This window comes from Sphingobium sp. KCTC 72723 (assembly GCF_014280435.1).
Taxonomy (GTDB): Bacteria; Pseudomonadota; Alphaproteobacteria; order Sphingomonadales; family Sphingomonadaceae; genus Sphingobium.
This window is the reverse complement of record NZ_CP060388.1, coordinates 428,124-444,122: the sequence shown is the minus strand read 5'-3', so window position 1 is coordinate 444,122 and position 15,999 is coordinate 428,124. Positions and strand designations below refer to the sequence as shown.

15 protein-coding genes and 2 pseudogenes are annotated in these 15,999 nt (G+C 58.7%); 9 read left to right on the top strand and 8 right to left on the bottom strand.

Annotation, left to right across the window (positions count from 1 at the left end; all coding sequences use genetic code 11):
• Nucleotides 1-18 precede the first annotated feature (18 nt).
• Entirely contained in the window at nt 19-1,395 is a 1,377-nt protein-coding gene (locus SPBM01_RS02395; protein ID WP_188062259.1) for a transposase, read from the bottom strand.
• A gap of 105 nt (nt 1,396-1,500) precedes the next feature.
• Here SPBM01_RS02395 and SPBM01_RS02390 point away from each other — a divergent pair, with 105 nt between their 5' ends.
• From SPBM01_RS02390 to SPBM01_RS02380, 3 genes are all read left to right on the top strand, one after another.
• A complete protein-coding gene (locus tag SPBM01_RS02390) occupies nt 1,501-1,785 on the top strand; it encodes a hypothetical protein (protein ID WP_188062313.1) in 285 nt (94 codons plus the stop codon).
• A 124-nt stretch (nt 1,786-1,909) separates the two neighbouring features.
• Nucleotides 1,910-2,731, top strand: coding sequence for an IS5 family transposase (locus tag SPBM01_RS02385; RefSeq protein WP_188063843.1), 822 nt, complete (start codon nt 1,910-1,912; stop codon nt 2,729-2,731).
• Between the two features lie 191 nt (nt 2,732-2,922).
• Nucleotides 2,923-4,569 carry an IS1634 family transposase gene (locus SPBM01_RS02380; RefSeq protein ID WP_188063842.1) on the top strand — a complete coding sequence of 549 codons (1,647 nt, stop codon included), beginning with the start codon at nt 2,923-2,925 and terminating at the stop codon, nt 4,567-4,569.
• Nucleotides 4,570-4,703: 134 nt separating this feature from the next.
• Here SPBM01_RS02380 and SPBM01_RS02375 read toward each other — a convergent pair whose 3' ends face one another.
• Nucleotides 4,704-6,080 carry a transposase gene (locus SPBM01_RS02375; RefSeq protein WP_188063827.1) on the bottom strand — a complete coding sequence of 459 codons (1,377 nt, stop codon included), beginning with the start codon at nt 6,078-6,080 and terminating at the stop codon, nt 4,704-4,706.
• A 105-nt stretch (nt 6,081-6,185) separates the two neighbouring features.
• On the opposite strand from SPBM01_RS02375, the gene SPBM01_RS02370 reads away from it, so the two are divergent.
• The 5 genes and pseudogenes from SPBM01_RS02370 (at nt 6,186) to SPBM01_RS21830 (ending at nt 9,061) form a co-directional block, all read left to right on the top strand.
• A complete protein-coding gene (locus SPBM01_RS02370) occupies nt 6,186-6,470 on the top strand; it encodes a hypothetical protein (RefSeq protein WP_188063826.1) in 285 nt (94 codons plus the stop codon).
• Between the two features lie 355 nt (nt 6,471-6,825).
• The gene (locus SPBM01_RS02365) at nt 6,826-7,872 is read left to right on the top strand and encodes a sensor histidine kinase (protein ID WP_223177761.1); all 1,047 of its coding nucleotides are present in this window, start codon (nt 6,826-6,828) and stop codon (nt 7,870-7,872) included.
• 65 nt (nt 7,873-7,937) lie between these two features.
• On the top strand, nt 7,938-8,129 hold the full coding sequence (locus SPBM01_RS02360) for a hypothetical protein (RefSeq protein ID WP_188063840.1): 192 nt from the start codon (nt 7,938-7,940) through the stop codon (nt 8,127-8,129).
• A pseudogene (locus SPBM01_RS02355) lies at nt 8,126-8,506 on the top strand (EAL domain-containing protein); the annotation flags it as partial. The gene SPBM01_RS02360 and the pseudogene SPBM01_RS02355, both read left to right, overlap by 4 nt.
• A gap of 255 nt (nt 8,507-8,761) precedes the next feature.
• Complete coding sequence (locus tag SPBM01_RS21830) at nt 8,762-9,061, top strand: response regulator (protein ID WP_410483040.1); 300 nt, start codon at nt 8,762-8,764, stop codon at nt 9,059-9,061.
• A gap of 205 nt (nt 9,062-9,266) precedes the next feature.
• On the opposite strand, the gene SPBM01_RS02345 is transcribed toward SPBM01_RS21830, so the two are convergent.
• The 6 genes and pseudogenes from SPBM01_RS02345 to SPBM01_RS02315 form a co-directional block, all read right to left on the bottom strand.
• Nucleotides 9,267-9,791, bottom strand: a complete 525-nt coding sequence (locus SPBM01_RS02345) for a PilZ domain-containing protein (RefSeq protein ID WP_188063837.1) — start codon at nt 9,789-9,791, stop codon at nt 9,267-9,269.
• 309 nt (nt 9,792-10,100) lie between these two features.
• Nucleotides 10,101-10,703 carry a GGDEF domain-containing protein gene (locus SPBM01_RS02340; RefSeq protein ID WP_223177760.1) on the bottom strand — a complete coding sequence of 201 codons (603 nt, stop codon included), beginning with the start codon at nt 10,701-10,703 and terminating at the stop codon, nt 10,101-10,103.
• Between the two features lie 62 nt (nt 10,704-10,765).
• Nucleotides 10,766-12,252, bottom strand: a pseudogene (locus tag SPBM01_RS02335) (IS3 family transposase).
• A gap of 54 nt (nt 12,253-12,306) precedes the next feature.
• Nucleotides 12,307-12,702 carry a GAF domain-containing protein gene (locus tag SPBM01_RS02325; RefSeq protein WP_188063833.1) on the bottom strand — a complete coding sequence of 132 codons (396 nt, stop codon included), beginning with the start codon at nt 12,700-12,702 and terminating at the stop codon, nt 12,307-12,309.
• A 108-nt stretch (nt 12,703-12,810) separates the two neighbouring features.
• Complete coding sequence (locus SPBM01_RS02320) at nt 12,811-13,245, bottom strand: BLUF domain-containing protein (RefSeq protein ID WP_188063832.1); 435 nt, start codon at nt 13,243-13,245, stop codon at nt 12,811-12,813.
• Between the two features lie 14 nt (nt 13,246-13,259).
• A complete protein-coding gene (locus SPBM01_RS02315; RefSeq protein ID WP_188063831.1) occupies nt 13,260-15,059 on the bottom strand; it encodes a putative bifunctional diguanylate cyclase/phosphodiesterase in 1,800 nt (599 codons plus the stop codon).
• Between the two features lie 348 nt (nt 15,060-15,407).
• Between SPBM01_RS02315 and SPBM01_RS22140 the strand changes: the two genes are divergently transcribed.
• Nucleotides 15,408-15,995, top strand: a complete 588-nt coding sequence (locus SPBM01_RS22140; protein WP_188063830.1) for a PilZ domain-containing protein — start codon at nt 15,408-15,410, stop codon at nt 15,993-15,995.
• Nucleotides 15,996-15,999 lie beyond the last annotated feature (4 nt).

The following is a 15,999-nucleotide window of genomic DNA, read 5'->3' as shown; positions in this document are numbered from 1 at the left end:
AAGCTCGACTTTGTACGATCAGGTAGCGAAGCATAGTGCCTGAGCCATGCGTTTTAGGCGGGTTGTGGGAATATAGTGCGGTTCTGGGTGCGGCGGGGAGTGTTGATTAATGTCTCCGACCCAGAGTTGGAGGCGGACGGCTCCGATGGCGTCACTGAATGTCAGGCTGGTTTTTCGATACCACGCGGCGGAATAAGGGGTGCTTTTAGTGGTCAACAGATCGCAGGCCCATAGCGATATAAGGCTGTAGAGACCCAGCAGCGCCGGCGTGGTTCGCGCTATGGCTTTGTCGGTCCACTGGCGCTGTGTCTCGACACCCAAGTGCGCGCGGGTTTCGGCAAAGGTGACCTCGATCTGCCATCGGCGGACGTAGAGGGCGATTATCTCGGCGGGCTCGAGGGTGATGTCGGTACTGAAGAAGGCCTGCGGGCCGCGCTTTCCTTCAGGATCGCGAACCAGGACCCATCGGACCGGCAAGACCGGAGTGCCGGGCCTGTACCATAAGGCGATGTCAGATGTGATCTCGAGCATCTTGCCGTTGAGATGGCCATACCAGGCAGAGACGAGAATGCTGGTCCAGCGTGTCGCCGGGTTGGCGAGCAGGGTCTTGAGTTTTGGTAATGCTCGCCCTTTCTGCGCCGGTCGCCCCATCGTGCGTGCCGTTCGCCCCGCAGGCTGCGCAAACAAGTTGGCGTCGAGCCGCAGTCGGCTGATGAGTGTGGCCCGGCGGACGATCGCATGTGCCAGTTCGTGGACAGCAAAGCTGCTGTCGCCAATGAAGATGATCCGCCGACCCGGCAGCCAGCGAGACAGCTGCAGCGCGCCCTGCCGGGCCCAGTCCGTCAGCAATTTATGACGACAGCCGCGTTGACGGTTCGATCGTTCCGAAGGAGCGAGCAACGTCAAGACTGGCAGTGCCTTGATCAGGCGGGTCCATGACACCGGGGTGAGCACCATGAAGCTGAGCCAGCGCAGTCCGCTGGCTTTGACGAAATGGCCGTGACTGGAGCGGACCGGGTCGCGGTAGATACCCCGTGCGGTGATCCGGCGCCCCCATCGCCGTTCAATGGTGTCGTCCATACCGATGACCACAGGACCATCGGGCACGAGCCGTTCGACCACAATGCCCAGTAAACGCCTGGCAACGGCACGCGAACTCCAGCGGGCGCGGTTGAGGATCTGGTGATAGGTTGCAAAGTTGGCAGCATCGGCTCGGCCGGTCACACGCAGGCAAGACGTAACGGTCCGTTTGCCCGTGGCCAGCAGGCCGCCCATCACAAGAACAAGTACATGCTCCCAACTGGGAGCCGTAAAGCAGGGACGCCATGCCTGCAGCCATTGGCGCAGAATCTGGGGGACGGGATCGCCGATAACGGCCTTGTTCTGGTCCAGCATTCCATGCTTCGAATCCTGACTGAAGCACGTTGCAACGCTTAGGCTGTTGCCATGCGGCGAGGTGACTCGAATATGCTGTGACCCGACGGCAGCTATGGATGCACCATGAAAGACGAGGAAATCATTCTGCGCATCGAGACGTTCGACGCGGCCAACGGCGGCGGCGTCGGATGGTATGAGGACAAGGGCGCTTACCATCTCTATCTGCTGGAAACCGAGGCACCGATCGCCCGCCTCAAGCCTGTCGGCACGCGCGACGAAATCAGGCTCGGCTACTGGTCACACCGGCGAAAATGGGAAGATATCGACGATATGGGCGGATGCGTCTTGCCCCTCGATCAAGCCCTCGACCACATCGCTGAAAACAGCATCTTCTGGACCTGGACCTGACCAAAAACGTACAAAGCCGAGCTAAGTGTCTGATCCGAAATTAAGGTGAGTGGTATCAGCAGGTTATCTTGACGGCTATGCCTGTCGCTGATTCATGGGTTTGCGAAACTACCAAGGATCAACGATGTGGACCGATACCACTCGCGCGCTTCATGCGCGACGCGGGCTGATTTTGCCAAGTGATTTAACGGATGCCGAGTGGTCGGTGCTGGAGCCATTGTTACCGCCCGCCTCGCATGTGGGGCGACCCCGCAAATGGCCGATGCGCCGGATTGTCGAAGCGATGCTGTACCTGCTGCGTGGTGGCTTGCCATGGCGGATGCTGCCCCCATGCTTTCCGCCGGTCTCGACGGTGCGGCGCTGGTTTTACCTCTGGCGTGACAACGGCTTGTGGCTGACGATGAACCACGTTCTGCTTATGGCATCGCGCGAGATGACTGGCCGCGAGGCCTCGCCATCGGCGGGCGTGATCGACAGCCAGAGCGTCAAAACCACGGAAAGCGGCGGCCCTTGTGGCTATGACGCTGGCAAGAAGGTCAAGGGCCGCAAGCGCCATATCTTGACCGACACCGCAGGAAATCTGGTGCACGCCGTGATCCATACGGCTGACATTCAGGACCGCGACGGTGCGCCAATGGTGCTGCGCGAAATCATCCGGCGCTTTCCCTGGCTGCGGCACGTCTTCGCCGATGGCGGCTATGCTGGTGACAAACTCAGGGAGGCTCTGCGGCGAATGGGGAAATGGACCGTCGAAATCATCAAGCGGTCAGATACAGCCACAGGCTTCGAGGTGCTACCACGCCGATGGGTTGTTGAACGCACGCTGGCATGGCTCAATCGAAACCGACGCCTCGCCAAAGACTTCGAGCAAACCATCGCATCGGCAACGGCCTGGCTCTTTATTGCATCCATTCAACTTTTCACCCGCCGCATCGCAAGGTCATGAAATCACACCGAATAATTATGAATCAGACCCAAGTTGAACAGTGCCAGCGGAACACGCAGAGAACGTGAGCTAGTAAGTATCTGATATTGCTGGGCGTGGATTTGGTGGCAAAACCGGGTGTGCTAACAACATTTTGCCTGTGACTGGCGGCTTGGTTTATTTTTACGGGAGCAGGCAGTAACAACCTGCCTATGTATGTCGTCGAACGAGTCGCGCGCGGGCACCGCTATCTGTACCTGGTCGAGAGCGTGCGCGAGGGCAAAGCCGTCCGCCAGCGCACGATCAAGGCTCTGGGCCGTAAGGATGTGCTGGCCGCCAGTGGCGAACTCGACAGGCTGGCCGCCTCGATCGCACGTCACGCGGGACGCAGTGTCATTCTGTCTGACATTGATGCAGGCCGGATCGCAGCCCGCCGGATAGGCGGTCCGCTGCTGTTCGGGCGCCTGTGGCAGCGGCTTGGCATCGATGCTGTAATGGAAGAGGTGCTGGAAGGCCGCCAGTTCGGCTTTGCCGTGGAGCGCGCCGTGTTTGTCGCCACACTGCACCGCCTGTTTGTCTCCGGCTCGGACCGAGCCTGCCTGGACTGGATGGAGAGCTACGCCATCGACGGCAGCGAGGATCTTGCCCTTCATCACTTCTATCGCGCCATGGCCTGGCTCGGCGAGGAGATCGAGGAGAAGACAGAAGGCGCATTGGCACCTCGCTGTGTGAAGGACGTGATCGAGGAGAAGCTGTTCGATCGCCGGCGGGACCTGTTCACTGATCTCAGCCTGGTGTTCATGGATACGACGTCGCTCTCGTTCTACGGTGCAGGCGGCGACACGCTGGGTCGGCGTGGTCATTCCAAGGACCACCGGCCCGAGCTTGCCCAGATGATCCTGGCCGTGGTGATCGACGCCGAGGGGCGTCCGATCTGCACCGAGATGGTCCCGGGCAACACGGCCGACGTGAAGGTGCTCATGCCCATCGTCACGCGCCTGCGTACCCGCTTTGGGATAACCCGCTCGTGCGTCGTGGCCGACCGCGGCATGATCAGTGCCGGTACGATCGCCGCCCTTGAAGAGCTGGGGATGGAATACATCCTGGGTGCGCGAGAGCGCACCAGCAACGTCATCCGCGATGTCGTGCTTGCCGACACTGCTCCGATGGTGCCCCTGGTCCTCGAGCGACAGGCAGGAGACACCCAGCTGTGGGTCAAGGAAGTGCGCGTTGGCAAAGGCGCAGATGCCCAGCGCTACGTCGTCACGCTCAACGAAGCTGAGGCAAGGAAGGACAAGGCCGACCGGCAAGCGATCATCGATGGCCTCCAAACCCAGCTGAAGAAGGGCGACAAGGCCCTGGTCGGTAACTCAGCCTATCGCCGCTATCTCAAGGCCAGCGGCAAGACCTTCGAGATCGACATGGGAAAGCTTGCCGACGAGGCGCGCTACGACGGCATCAGCGTGCTGCGCACCAATGCCCGGATCACCCCGCTGCAGGCCGTCATCCGCTACCGTGACCTGCTTCAGGTCGAGGCCCTGTTCCGGGTTGCCAAGGCGAGCTTCGATACCCGTCCCATCTTCCATCAGTCCGATGCCGCTATCCGCGGCCATGTGTTTGTCTCGTTCCTGGCCCTGACGCTGGCCAAGGAACTGACCCGCTTGTGTCAGGAAAAGGGCTTGCAGCCCGAATGGCAGCCGCTCCTCAACGATCTCGATCGCCTTCAGGAAGCCACCATCGAAAAGGACGGCAAGGTCATTACCACCCGCACCCACGTTTCGGGCCAGGTGGGGAATGTCTTCAAGGCAACCGGCATCGCGCTGCCGGCCAATATCAGCGAACTGCCGCCGCGAACCTGAGCCTCTGCAAGCTCAACCAAACCCAAAAATGTAGTGGTAACACTCGCGCCGGTGCGTGCATGTCATTGAACAAAAATGCCTTTTCCAAAAGCACTGTTCAAGTTGGGTCAGACACTAAGCTGGACTTTGTACGATTAGGTAGCGAAGCATAGCGCTTGAGCCATACGTACGAGGCGGGTTGTCGGAATATATTGCGGTTCTGGGTGGGGCGGGGAGCGTGAATTAATGTCGCCGACCCAGAGTTGAAGCCGGACGGCAGCGATAGCGTCACTGAACGTCAGATTGGTTTTTCGATACCAGGCGGCGGCGTAGGGGATGCTGGTAGTGGTAAGCAGATCGCAGGCCCAAAGCGATATGAGGCTGTAGAGTCCCAGCAGCGCCGGAGTGGTTCGGGCTATGGCATTGTCGGTCCACTGGCGCTGTGTTTCGACACCCAGGTGGGCGCGCGTTTCGGCGAATGTGACTTCGATCTGCCATCGGCGGACGTAGAGGGCGATGATGTCGGCGGGCTCGAGGGTGATGTCGGTACTGAAGAAGGCTTGCGGATCGCGCTTTCCGTTGGGATCGCGGACCAGTACCCATCGGACCGGCAATACCGGGGTGCCGGGCCTGTACCACAAGGCGGTATCGGATGTGATCTCGAGCGCCTTGCCGTTGACATGGCCGTACCAGGCGGAGACGAGGATCCTTGCCCAGCGCGTAGCCGGGTTGGCGAGTAGGGTTTTGAGTTTTGGTAGCGCTGACCCTTTTTGTGCGGGCCGCCCTGCTGTGTATGAGGTCCGTTTCGGGGGCTGTGCGAACAGGTTGGCATCCAGCCGTAGCCGGCTGATGAGCGTTGCCCGAGGCGTAATGGCATGGGCCAATTGGTGAACGGCAAAGCTACTATCGCCGACGAAGATGATCCGACGACCTGGCAGCCAACGAGACAGTTGCAGTGCGCCCTGGCGGGCCCAGTCCGTCAGCAACTTGTGACGACAGCCGCGTCGAAGGTTGGATCGTTCCGAAGGAGCAAGCAGCGTCAGGATCGGCAGCGCCTTGATCAGGCTGGTCCATGACACCGGGGTGAGCACCATGAAGCTGAGCCACCGCAGCCCACTGGCCTTGACGAAATGGCCGTGACTGGAGCGGACAGGGTCGCGATAAATACCACGGGCGTTGATCCGGCGCCCCCATCGCCGCTCGATGGTGTCGTCCATGCCAATGACAACAGGGCCATCGGGCACGAGCCGTTCGACGATGATACCAAGCAGTCGCCTGGCAACGGCACGCGAGCTCCAGCGGGCGCGGTTGAGGATCTGGTGGTAGGATGCGAAGTTGACGGCCTGGGCCCTGCCAGTCACACGCAGGCAAGAGGTAACAGTCCGCTTGCCCGTGGCCAGCAGGCCGCCCATCACGAGAACAAGCACATGCTCCCAACTGGGTGCAGTAAAGCAGGGACGCCACGTCTGCAGCCATTGGCGCAGGATCTGGGGAACGGGATCGCCGACAACGGCTCTGTTCTGGTCCAACATTCCATGCTTCGAATCCTAACTGCCGCACGTTGCAACGCTTGGACTGTTGCCATGCGGCGAGACGAATCGGATACGCTGTGACCTGACGGCAGCTATGGATGCACCATGAAAGACGACGAAATTATTCTGCGCATCGAAACGTTCGACGCCGCTAACGGCGGCGGCGTGGGTTGGTACCAGGACAAAGGCGCCTACCATCTCTATCTGCTGGAAACCGAGGCGCCGATCGCCCGCCTGAAGCCTGTCGGCACGCGCGACGAAGTCAGGCTCGGTTACTGGTCACACCGGCGACAATGGGAAGATATCGACGATATGGGCGGATGCGTCTTACCCCTCGATCGGGCCCTGGACCACATCGCCAACAACAGCATCTTCTGGACCTGGACCTGACAAAAAACGTACAAAGTCCAGCTAAGGAGACATCGGTATCAATCAGGAATCGGGGTGAGTGGCTCTGCTGGCTTTGTTAGGGCAATCCGCCAACTTGAATTTTTTGGCGGTATTCTTGATCATATCGTCGGTCTGCGCTGCCAGCCGAAAAGCTCAGGTGACCGCACGAAACCGTTGCAAGTTCAGGTCGACTTGCGCGTATAGATCGCGCAGCGGACGTGGGGTGGAGCTCGGCGCTAGCGCCGGCTCGACAAGGTAGGGTAAAAGAACAATTAGCAACGATTTCCCAACCCTTAATGATGGGGCATGCGCGCACGCCGCATCTGCTGCTCACTTCCGCAAGATGTACGAGCGGGTGTCGGCGCTGGCGAAAATCGGCGTGTGGGAGTGCGATCTTGCCACCAGCGAACTGACTTGGACTGACGGCGTTTACGACCTGTTTGACATCCCGAGGGGGACGCCTGTTAGTCGTGAGCAAACTTTGGCATGTTATGAGGCGACGTCTCGCCGTGAAATGGAGCAGCTACGCAGCCGAGCCATCGAGACTGGGATCGGGTTCGTCCTCGATATTTTAATCCACACGACGCTCGGCAACAGTCGATGGATACGGCTCACCGTCGATGTGGAACAGGAGGACGGAAAATCTGTTCACATTTTCGGGACGAAACAGGATATTTCGGCGGAAAGGGCTGCGCGCGAGAAAGTGCAGTCGCTCCAGACTGAACTGATCCACGTTTCCCGCGTCAGCGCGATGAGCGCGATGAGTTCCACGCTTGCGCATGAAGTGAATCAGCCTCTGACAGCAATCTCAAATTATATGGCGGCGGCACGCCGTATCGCGACAAAGACGATGGTGCCGCCGGACCTGGCGCAATGCATCGAAGGCGCGCAGGAGGCTTCCGGTAGGGCTGGGGCAATCATTCGCCGCGTGCGCGAAATGAGCGCCCACGGCCGTCCCCAAAAAACGGAGTTCGAACTGGAGCAGGTAGTGAAAGATGCTTCAGACTTGGTCCTCGCGGATCGCCCTGGAACTACGGTAACCTACCGTCTGGCGCCTGAGGCGCTCATCAAGGCGGATCGAATCCAGATCCAGCATCTCTTGATCAACCTTCTGCAAAACGCCGTTGAGGCAGCAGTTGAGAAGCCATGCCAGATCGAAATATCGACATCGCAAACGGAGACACATCTCGAGATATGCGTTTCTGACGCCGGGCCCGGCATTCCGATTGAGTTGCTTCCGAGCGTATTTGACACCTTCGTCACAACAAAGGCTCACGGGTTAGGTGTCGGGCTTTCCATTTGCCGGACCATCGTCGAAGCCCATGGGGGTCGCATCAACGCCGTGAACCTTCCCCAGCACGGCGCCTCGCTCCGCTTTACGCTACCGCTTGCCGCCGGATAGCATATCTGGGCCGTGTCCGATTGGGAATTATTGGCGCACGGAAAGCGGACGGTACGCTCCTGTTTATGAACGACCCCGGCGTGCGAGCTATGGAGATTGAGACCCTGGCCGACGTTCAAGGCAAGAAATTGATCTCTTTGTGGCCTAAGGCGGGCCAAGCGGCGGTGCAAAATGGCATCGACGCCGCCCTGTCCGATTGCCCCTCGCGCTTCTCCGCATTTTGTCCCGCGGCCTCCAAGTCGAATTTGTCGCGATGAACGCTGCTCCGGCCGAGTTCATTCGAGATGACTTCGCCGAGCGGCTCATCCAGCGGATCACCGACTATTCCTTACCGCCTTCGCTGATAGAGGTTGAAATTACCGAGCACGTATTCCTGGACCGGGGGGCTGATTTCGTCGGGCGTGCTCTCAAGTTACTGCACGAGACAGGCGTTCGGATCGCGCTGGATGATTTCGGCACCGGGCATTACTCGCTGTCCCACCTTCGGGATTATCCGGTAGACGTCGTCAAGATCGACCGTTCGTTCGTCGAAAAAATGACCATTGACCAGTAGGTTCGCGCCATTGTGCCTGCTGTCTTGGGGCTCGCGCGCAGCCTGAAAATCGACGTTGTCGCAGAAGGCGTTGAGACTGAGCTCCAGCGACGGTTGCTGCTCAAGGAGGGCTGCGTACTTGGCCAAGGCTTCTACTTCGGCTGCGCGGTGGAAGCGAACGAGATTCCGTTCCTGCTTGCCGACAACACAGGCGTCTCGTGGCGTGATGAGACGTGCGTCTACTTGCCGCGCTATTCGGGGTCTCTGGACCATGAACCAGTCCACGGTGACGTTGCGATCGAGGAGGTGGGTTCCGGAGTGACCGTCCTTGTCATTGATGATGAGCCCACTGTGCGCATGCTCATCGTCGACGTGCTGGAAGAAGCGGGGTATAAGGCTCTGGAAGCAGAGGACGGTTCGTCAGGCCTGAAAATCCTTCAAAGGGGCGTGCGCATCGACCTCTTGATAACGGACGTTGGGCTGCCGGGCGGCATGAATGGCCGTCAGGTCGCCGATGCCTCGAGAGTTCAACGGCCCGATCTGAAGATACTCTTTGTCAAAGGATTTGCCGAAAATGCAGCAGTGGGCAACGGCCATCTCGAACCGGGGATGGAGGTCATCACTAAGCCCTTCGTGATGACAGAACTAGCGAACTAGCAAACAAGATCGGCGAGATGATCGACACTTGATGGCCTAAAGTTTGGAAGCTGCAGCAATTTGTTCGGTGAAATTTTTAGACTATATTATGCGTCGCGGTGCCAAATGCGTTCCGACAACTTCGCGTCAGGTCCGATAACGTCGAACCTGCCGGAGCAGCGCCGAAACTGCGTAATCCGGCCGCATTTCCGTCGGACGCAGGTGGCTATAGATGATTTTCCAGTGCGGGAAAAGGCGTTGCCAGAGCTTCATATACCTCGGCGGCAGCGCATCCGGCAGCAAAGAGCCCTGCGGCTATAAGAATGCTCGACTGGAATGCCGACGACCAGAGACGGCTTTTTTCCAACTGTCGCGCTATATCAGCATCTTGCTTTATTCGATTCTGTGCGCGGCGGTCGAACATGCTGGCTGGGCTCTTCACCATCTCCAGACGGCGCGCCATGCGGGGTTCGTTCATAATCGCAGCTATGTCGATCGTTCCCTGTGCCCGGATGCCGAAGAACCTATCCTTTTTCCAAACTACTCGTCCCACGATTGTTTGCTGGCCCCGCCGGATGTCAACATAGGCACCGCGGTCTGGCGGATTGTCGCATGCGATAAGCGCGCCATGGGCCGAAAGGTTATGGATCACCACGTCTGTCCATGAGGGTGCCGCGCGCATTCGGGCTGGAATCAGTACAGGATAGCGCGTCTCACGCGGCTTGTATCCGATCTGTAGGGACTTAAGCATTGAATTGCTCCCCTCAAACGATAGACGGGTAGTAGATCGGGGGATCAGAAGATCATTCCACGATCATACCGACGCGGCGAGATTCCGCGCGCAACCAGCAAGTTCGCTATCTTCAGCGTTCCTGCCGAATTTCCCGACGCCCACGGGGGTGAGCGCCGGGTTGATCGAAGTGCACTCGGCGGGTGGGGACGTTACGCCGACTTGCCAGAGCCTGTTTACGTTGATGGTTTTAAAACGCGGTAAGCGCCCCGTACCGTATTTCCCGCAGTCAGCGTCATCGGCTCCTCGATTGCTGTCATCACAGCCGCATCAAGCGGCGACCGCGCAGCTCTCGAGCTTGTTGCTGCTGATGGTTCTGTTGCGTCCGCCGCGCTTGGCTTTGAACAAAGCAGCATCCGTTACGCTGATGCAATGATCAAGCGAATGACCCGCTCCGATCTCTGATACGCCAAAGCTGGCGGTAATTCTCAGATGAGGAGCCCAGTCGAACGCCAAACGTGGAAATTGGGTGCGGAGGCGCTCGGCAAAGGCGATGGCGTCCTTTAAGCTAGTTTCATTGAGCAAGACCCCAAACTCTTCACCTCCAAGCCGACCGAGGATATCGGCGGGCCTGAGCGTTGCTCGACAGCAATCCGCGATAGCTTTGAGGACCTCATCCCCCGCCGGGTGGCCAAAACCATCGTTGATTTGCTTGAAGTGATCTAGATCAAAGAGGATGAGGGCGCACGGTCGGCCATAGCGATCGAGCCGGGATATGGCTTTTTCACCATCCTCGATAAAAGAACGCCGAGTGGCTGCGCCTGTGAGAGAGTCACGATGAGCAAGTGTGCGAAGCTCTAGTTCATCGATGATCAGCCCTGCAAACTTATTAAGAATGCTGATCTGTCCTTCGCTGAAGTTCCGAGGCTGCACATCGATAACGCAAAGCGAGCCACGGAACGTGTCAACGATTGTGAGACAGCCGGATCGAGAGTTTAAGCGACCGGAGCTGGCTCCCTTGCTGGTGGATTGATCCACACGGCAGTGGGTTTTTGCGGCGGTCGAGGAACTTGGTTGACGAAGCGCTCGGGGTTGGCGCGGAAGGCTTTTTCGAGGATCGTCTGGCGGGCGGCATGGACTGCATCTGCCTGTCCGTAATGTACCTGGTCGGGCGTCATCAGGCCGATCCCGAGATGATGGTGGTCTCGGTTATACCAAGTGAAGAAGTGTCGGCAAAAGGTCTTGGCGTCTTGGTTGCAGCCGAAGCGTTTTGGGAACTGGGGCTGATACTTCATGGTCTTGAAGTGGCTTTCCGAGAAGGGATTGTCGTTCGAGGTATACGGCCGGCTGTGCGATTTGGTGACGCCGAGATCGGCGAGCATGAGGGCGGTGGCCTTGGCTTTCATCGATGGACCACGATCGGCGTGGAGGGTGAGCTGGCCAGGGGCGACGCCATGTTTGGCGACGCAGTCTTCGAACAACGGCTTGAACAGAGCGGCGCTTTCAGTGTCGGCGATGTGCCATCCAACGACGCGCCGACTAAATATATCAATGATTACATAGAGGTAGAAGTATGTCCATTTACTCGGCCCCATGAGCTTGGTGATGTCCCAGGACCAGACCTGATTGGGACCTTGGGCCAGCAGCTCGGGTTTCTGATAGACGGGGTGACGAAGTTGCTGGCGGCGCTCGCGAACTTCCTGATGCTCGTGGAGGATCCGGTACATTGTGCGGATCGAACAATGGTAGATGCCTTGGTCGAGCAGCGTGGCGTAGATCTCGGCGGGCGCGAGATCCGCAAAGTGCGGCTCTCGCAGCAGATCGATAATGTGCTGGCGCTCGGGCCCCAGGATCGTACGGGCCGGCGCTGGCCGCAGACGACGAGCAGCCACAGGTCGCGCCAAAGCAGCCCGGCGACGATGGAAGGTCGCACGCGACACGCCCAGTGCGTCACACGCCGCTGCAAGAATGCCGGAGCTGGGGCCCAGTGTAGCCAGCGCGTCCATCACAGCTTCTCGTCGCTCTCGATCGGTAAGCCTATCAAAAGCGCGACTTTTTGTTGAATGTCGATCACAGCTTCAGCCCGCTCCAGCCGTTGCTGAAGACGCTTATTGTCACGCTGCAGTTGAGCAAACTCCGCCGACAGCGAATTGGATGCTGCCGGCTTGGGTCCACGCTTCACAGAGCTCAGTGCCTCAAATGCCCCAGCAGCGCGAAGCCGCCGCCACTCGGTGATCGAGGAGGAATAAATCCCCTCGCGCCGCAAGATGGCACCGATCGCCCCCACAGTGCCGGCTGCATGATCGATCTCATCCAAGATCCGCAGCTTATATTGGGCGGTAAAGTTCCGGCGATGCGGCCGGCCGGATAGCTCAGGCGATGCCGCCGCTGGCGCTGCCACCAGCGTTGGCCTGCGGCCTTCCTCGGTGGCAGCGCCAGCGGCGGCGGGGATCTCGTCGTTTGGAATACGCGGCATAACCATGGTGATATCTCATCCGCGCCCTCAAGGGTAAATTACCGGCGGCGCGTTGTCTCATCATCGTTGGCACGGAGGGCCAAGGTTGTAACCGTCTGGTGTTCGCAGCGGCATTCCGGCATCACTTCTGATTCCTGGATCGCCTGTCACAAGGGGGTTTGAGGCGAACCGCGGGTCGAGCACTGCGTCGGGTACGACCATGGGCGTGCGCTTCAATATGGTGTGAGCGCAGAACGCGACGTTTCGGGGCGTCTCGGCAGAGTCCAGGCCCTGGATGGACTTGAACCACTGGCGCTCCTGGTCGACCAGGGATACGGCGCAGATCGGCACATCGAGAATATCCCGGACCAGGCCTGTGATCTTGTCGAACGACGCTTCGCGCGCGGTGTCGAGAATCTGATATCGCTCAAGGGCTGAAAGTCTACCTTCTTCGTCGGTGAGTTGACGATCATTCAAGGCCCTCGCTCCTGCTCCAGTAGTTGACCCCGTCCCGAGCATATCTACAAGTCCCTTAAGAAAAGTTCATTCCCGCGGGAGTTCCGCCAGCAATAATAGTTTGACTCATCAGGCACTTGGTAGTGACGAGGCAATCGTCTGCTTCGCGTGGAATTCAGTCATGACATGAATGAGGTCTGCCATACCTCGCTTTGACCCGCGAAGAGCCTCCGACACGGGCCGGGCGATCGTGCGCTGAACGAACAAGGAGGGCCCGGCATAGCCAAGCGTCCAATCGGCGAACCGGCGGGTAGCCGCCTCGCCCTGTTGAAGGATGGCGACCTCAGTATGGCGAGGGTCGCGCAGGATGCTGCGCATGATGTCCTCCACAGCGGATTGCTCCCCTTCCAGTATCTGAGCAAATCTTCCAGCGCCGAAAACCAGGCAGCCAGTTACATCGGCCTTTTCGTTACGCGATCGACCAGCGCTCACAAGGGCTTTAACCGCGGCATCGGCTTCGCTAGGCTGCAGGGTGCTCCGGCTCGCATATAATAAGCTGAACATGTGCATTTCGCCTTCTATGACGCGCGTCGCGGCAGGGTCTGTGGCTCGCTGCCTGCCATCAGATGTTGACGAGTAAGGTGAGGCACTAGCGCGCCGGGAATTGCCCGGCTGAATAAAAAGCCCTGGCCGGTGTGGCAGCCCATATCGCGCAATAGAGTAGCCTGTTCCATAGTTTCTATACCCTCGGCTACCACTTCAATCGCAAGGTTGCGCCCAAGGCCTATCATCGCGCTCACGATCGCGCGGTCATCGGGACTGTCCGGCAAATTGTTGACAAAGCTTCGATCGATCTTGAGGATATCGACCGGATGCTCTTTGAGATGGGAAAGCGACGCATAGCCTGTTCCAAAGTCATCGAGAGATATACGCACGCCCGCCGCGTTGAGTTCCCGCAGGGCGACTCCTACATCCGCCGCGCCAATCCCGAGGAACACGCCCTCGGTCACTTCAAGCTCGAGGAGGTGAGTTGGAATATTGGCCTTATAGAGTTGGTTCAGAAACTTGCCCGCGAAGTCCGGATTGCGGAAGTCAGCCGCCGACGCGTTTATGGCCACGGGCAGGGCGGACCCCGCCCGCTTCCAAGCCGCGATGTCAGTCAGAACTTTATTCTGCATCCTCTCACTGATGCATGTGGCAAGTTCGGGGTCGTCGAAGGCGGCAAGGATGCTGGCGGGTAGTTCGACCGGCGCACCAGGCCGCTGCCACCGCAGCAGCGCTTCCAGGCCAATCACGCGGCCAGACTGCAAGTCCACCTTGGGCTGGTAATAGGGTTTTATCCAGTCACTGGCGATCGCCACCTTGGCTACTTCCAGCATCGACGAGTGGCGCTGGAGCTGCTGGCGCATGCTGCCGTTGAAAAGGACAGTCTTGCCATGGCGTGCTCTCCTGGCGTGTTCCAACGCCGTGCGCGCGTTTTGAAGTAGCTCCTGGTCCGTTTCACCATCGTTCGGGAATATCGTTACCCCCGCGCTTACGGAGAAGCTGGCTATATCTGTGCTGTTCAGGACCCGATCAGCGCATTGTTGGATCAAACGCTCAATCTGGGTGACAATCTTATCAGGGTCTAGCACAGCATCTACAAGGAGGGCGAACTGATCGCCTTCCACTCTGGCAACAAACAGATGGTCATTTGCTGCTTGTGCCATGGTGTTTGCAAATTCAATAAGTATGGCGTCGCAGGCCTTCTGCCCGAGGCGGCTGTTTAATTGTTTGAAGCCGTCTATATCCAAAATCGCCAGTGCAAATCGGCCGCCGTCGGCGACAAGTCGCGAAGTCCTCCTATGGAGTTCCTGTTGGACACCCATTCTGTTGGGTAAGCCGGTGAGGGCATCGTGCAAATCTCCTCGGCGGAGATGGCTTGCGCCGGCATCCTGACCCTTCACTTCCCGCGCCAAGGCGATGATATTCAGGCTCCCGAGCGTCATGTCGCCTATCTGCGTGAGAGTGACATCCCATTCCCGCGTCACTTCATCGCTAGCTTGGCTGGCAGCTGAAAACCTTGCACGCCCATGGGCCAAAGCCATATCGAACGCTGCCATTGCGTCCGCACGGTAATCATTTGCCCAGACCTGCTCCCAGCGCCTTCCGATCCCCTCGACGTGCATGGCATCGACTTGCGCCAGTGCGCTTGCGTTTGCCCAAAGCACGCTGCCCTCTGCGTTAAGGAGCAGTACAGGGTCCGCGGTCTGTTGGATAAAAGCGTCCGCAACCCCTTCTCTCGGAGCCGAAAGAGGCAGACAGTTCGCAAGACTTGTAAGGCCGTGAGGAGCAGACAGCGGGACTGCGCGGGTATTCATGAAAGACACATGCTTCATTTGTCTCCTCCCCCGGAGCGAATAGGCCGCACCCGGCCAATTCTACCCTCAGGCGAGTTCGCAGCCGGCACCACAAAAGGCTTATATTCCTCGGTCCGGTGCAAATGGCTCGCTCCTTGTGTCGCAGGTCTTGCCCTGCAATGCTTATGAATATGTGTATCGTCATTCTCGTAGGTGATGGCAATCCGTGGTAAATACGGGCGGCGTGTTCAGGAAGCCGTAACCTCTTCAAAGGAGCTACCTCCGCGTCTCCGTTACTGAATCGTTAATGGCGGCTCCCGTAATCATCCGATCTATCGCTCAGCAAGATCAAGCGTCACTTTTGCTCCCGAGAGGAGCTAAAACATCATGAACCATTGCAAACTAGCTCTGAAATGGGCCGCAGTAATCGGCGGTCCACGATCCTGGTACTGGGAAGAACAGCGAAGGTCTGATCGGACGCCTGCGTCTTTGCGCGTGGTCAAGGTCCAATGCGAACATTATGAGGGTTCGGCCCGACTACAGAATATCTCTGACGAAGGAATGATGTTGCGCCACAGCCTTCCAATCTGCTTTGGGGATGTGATCACGGTGCAGATTACCAACGCTGATGGCGTTGAGGGGACTGTAGTCTGGACAAGCAGGGATGCCTGCGGTGTGCGGCTCTCCTTGCCAATCGACAAGGGGGGGCTGCTCGCTCAATGGGCCAAAGGAAGCTGCAGTGGTGGCATACAGCCCGTTGGGGTGATGACAGAGGATGCCGCCCAGAGGGAAGGCAAAATTAATCTGGTCGAAATGGGAGGTTCCTCTCCTCGTGCCGAACAGGTCCACACCTCGGGTTTTGTAGAAGGTCTGCCGGTTAAGGTCGTCCTTGGCGAAGGACTCGAGCGACGGGGTGTGATGCGGTGGTCCAAGGGAGGGAGAGCTGGCATTCACCTCACTAGCCATGAAAACTGAGTAA